This is a genomic window from Aquabacterium sp. (assembly GCF_004297345.1).
Lineage (GTDB): Bacteria > Pseudomonadota > Gammaproteobacteria > Burkholderiales > Burkholderiaceae_C > Aquabacterium.
Window position 1 is genome coordinate 1 of sequence record NZ_SCTN01000553.1, and the last position, 3364, is coordinate 3364.

Here is a 3364-nt window from a genome sequence, read left to right on the forward strand (position 1 = left end):
TTGATGCCGACCTTAGGTTGCGGCCCAGCCGGTGGATACAACCACTGGCGCACACTGCGCACTTGATCTGACGTGGTGACAAAGTGCACATCCACCGGAGGCGCCCCCTTCAATCCCAGCGTACCGTCTGAGCGCACACCACGGTCAATCAAGGCCTTGGCACCCTCCACGTCTTTGGCGGCCAGCATCATGCTCAAGCGCATGTGGTGATCTTTGAAGGGCTTGACGGACACCGATCCGAAATAGACAGAGGATTTGCTTTTGTGCCCTGGCTTCTGGCAGGCTTCGCTGCACAACTTGCCGTCATAACCCAAAGCCAAGGCCCCCGAGATGGAGTTGCACGCCACGGCATAAGGCAGCTTCCAGGCCAGAGCCAGGCCTTGAACCCGATTGCCGTAAAACGCGTCCACCTGCCTGGAAAATTTGGCAAATTCCGCAGGAGACAGTTCGGCCTTCAAGGGCAGATTGACCCTCAAGATCTGCCCAGCAGGGATATGCCTTGCTTTGGCGTAATACGCCCCCACCTGCACGGAATACGGATCATCGTCGTTGATGACCAGGCCGATGTCCTTGGCCTCCAGCTTGCCGATCACGCGTGGGAAAGGCGAAACCCACTTGCGAACGGGTGGCGCCGAGACCGCAGATTCAGGATGTGCCGCCTCAGCGGCCGAGGTCGCCTGCGAGGCGGCCGCCGCGCCGCTCGCGCCTCCTTTGTCCATGCCACTGGCAGGGCCACCCGACTGAGCCAGCACCGAACCGACAAAACAGGCCGCCAACAACCCCGGTGACAAAGCGGAAATCGACTGGAAAACGCGGCGTGAAACTCGCCAAATTGGCGCAAATGGTCTGGAAATAGTCATAGGCGTTATGAAATGCCGAAAACGACACGGCAGACGGGTGGAAATGCGCTCAAGGCCCGGATTATTTCGCCGATTGATGGGGGATCCCGCCTTTCAAAATCCCTTCTCACGGAGGAAAACCCCGATGAGCGATACCAAAGCAGCATCCACTTCGATCCAGGTTCTCAGCAGAATGTTCAGTCTGTTGGACACATTGGCACGCGATGGTGGTGCAGTTTCACTGAAATTGATCAGCGAGCAGACCGGGCTTCACCCGTCCACTGCTCACCGCATCCTCAATGACCTGGCCGTTGGCGGCATGGTCGAACGCTCCGGCCCCGGGAGCTACCGGCTGGGCTTGCGGCTGCTGGAATTGGGCAACCTGGTCCGCACCAGGCTTGATGTACGTGATCTCGCCGTACGCCCCATGCAGGAGTTGCATCGGCTGACCGGCTTCCCTGTCTCATTGTTCATCCGCCAGGACGACGACGCCTTGTGCATTGAACGCACGGTGTCAGAGCGCAATGGCGTACAGGTGACCCGCGTGATGGGCCTGCGCGTACCGCTGACCAGCAGCGCCGCTGGCAAGATCCTGCTGATCAACGAATCCGGCTCGGCACTGCAAGGCCTGACTGGCGTCCATCCAGGGCTGCACGCCGAACTCTCTGTGATTCGCCAAAGCGGCATGGCTCAGGAAGGCGAAGGGCAGGATCCATCTCTGCAACTGACCGCAGCCCCTATCCTGGACGATCAAGGCCGCGTGACAGCCAGCCTGGCGCTGAACGCACCAGCCGCCCGCATGAGCCCTGAATGGGGCGAAGCGCTGAAAAACACCGCACAGCGCATTTCCAGCACATTGGGCTGGCATCACGGCTGACCCGGAAAACGCCCCAAAAAAAAAGCCACCGCATGACGGTGGCTTTTTTGTTTCAGTCAGGATCAGGACTGAATCTTGTTGTGTGGCAAGCTGCTCAAAGCACCTTTTTGCGTGGCCGATTCGATCCAGCGGCGCACACGTTCGGCATCAGCCTGACGCGAGTATTTGCCCGTGGAATCCAGGAACACCATGATGAACTTGCGGCCGGCCATCTTGGCCTGCATCACCAGGCAACGACCAGCTTCCACGATGTAGCCCGTCTTTTGCAGACCGATATCCCATGCGGGATTGCGCACCAGACTGTTCGTGTTGTGGAACTGAACTTCGCGACGGCCCACACGCACGGCGTACTCGTGCGAAGTCGACAGCTCACGGATCAAAGGCTGTTGATAAGCCGCCTTGACCAGTGATGCAAGATCCTTTGCACTGGATTGATTGCCGCTGTTCAGACCAGTTGGATCCACATAACGGGTATCGGCCATGCCCAACGAACGAGCCTTGGCATTCATGGCCACCACAAACGCAGGCAAGCCGCCTGGATAAGTACGCCCCAAGGCATGCGCCGCACGGTTCTCTGATGACATCAAGGCCAGATGCAACAGTTCGCCACGGGTCAGCGTGGCACCGACAGCCAGGCGCGAGCTGCTGTTCTTCTCGGTATCGACGTCATCCGAGGTCACGGAAATGGTTTCTTCCAGCGGCAGCTTGGCTTCCACCATGACCATCGCCGTCATCAGCTTGGTCAAGGAAGCAATGGGCAACACTGCTTCGGAGTTCTTGGCGAACACCACCTCGTTGGTGTCCTGATCCATCACCAACGCCACGCTGGACTTCAGATCCAGTGGATCTTGTGTGTGATGCAGGCCGTAGAGCTGGCCAAACGAGGTACCCGACGCACTGGAAGCAGCCGCCAGATTGGCTGACGGACGAGCAGGTGCAGCAGCATTGATCGACACAGGAGTCAGCTTGGCCGGTTCGGCGCTATCTGGCACGGCGCGAACAACGCTGGCACGTGGTGCAGCTTGAGCCACTCGACTACGTGCCTTACCTTTGCGCGCACCAGGCTTGGCCTTGCCAGCCTTGCTGGCTTTGGCGGTATGGGTGTTGTTCTGACGGGCTTTGGTGGCGGCTTCAGCAGTGGTGCTGATAGACACGGAAAGCACTGAAACCAGTGCGATAACAAGCCAGTTTTTCTTCAATTTCGAGCACACCACGGTACAGCCCTTTCGTCGTCTCGCAAGTGTAATAAAAAAGACGCGCAAGATCAAAGACTTACGCGTCTTTTATCAAGTGGCCTGGCTGATCAGACCACCGTCATGCGGGTCAACCCTGTGCGGCCACCCTTTCTGACTTGCTGTGAAGCTTGTTCAACGCAGAAAGATAGGCTTTGGCTGACGCCACCACGATGTCCGGATCTGCTCCGACCCCATTGACAACTCGCCCACTATGCTGCAGACGAACTGTGACCTCTCCTTGTGATTCTGTGCTTCCCGACGTGATCGCATTGACGGAGTAGAGGACGATTTCCGCGCCACTATTCACGACAGCCTCGATTGCCTTGAGGGATGCATCCACCGGGCCATTGCCATCGCTCTCGGAACGGTGTTCCTGATCTCCGGCCACGAACACGATGTTGGCGTGTGGGCGC

At 58.4% G+C, this 3364-nt stretch carries 4 protein-coding genes; 1 reads left to right on the plus strand and 3 read right to left on the minus strand.

All coding sequences use genetic code 11. The annotated features are described in order from the left end of the window. Positions 1 to 791, minus strand: a 791-nt coding sequence (locus EPO09_RS21250; RefSeq protein ID WP_290646446.1) for a TIGR03790 family protein, incomplete at its 3' end; no start/stop codon positions are given. A gap of 193 nt (positions 792 to 984) precedes the next feature. On the opposite strand from EPO09_RS21250, the gene EPO09_RS21255 reads away from it, so the two are divergent. Next, entirely contained in the window at positions 985 to 1716 is a 732-nt protein-coding gene (locus EPO09_RS21255) for an IclR family transcriptional regulator (RefSeq protein ID WP_290646449.1), read from the plus strand. Positions 1717 to 1778: 62 nt separating this feature from the next. Here the strand turns inward: EPO09_RS21255 and pbpG are convergent, their stop codons facing one another. Both pbpG and EPO09_RS21265 read right to left on the minus strand, forming a co-directional pair. Continuing rightward, positions 1779 to 2864, minus strand: coding sequence for a D-alanyl-D-alanine endopeptidase (gene pbpG / locus EPO09_RS21260; RefSeq protein ID WP_290646453.1), 1086 nt, complete (start codon positions 2862 to 2864; stop codon positions 1779 to 1781). A 175-nt stretch (positions 2865 to 3039) separates the two neighbouring features. Beyond that, positions 3040 to 3364 (minus strand): alpha-isopropylmalate synthase regulatory domain-containing protein (locus EPO09_RS21265; protein ID WP_290646451.1); only part of this gene is annotated, 325 nt, incomplete at its 5' end.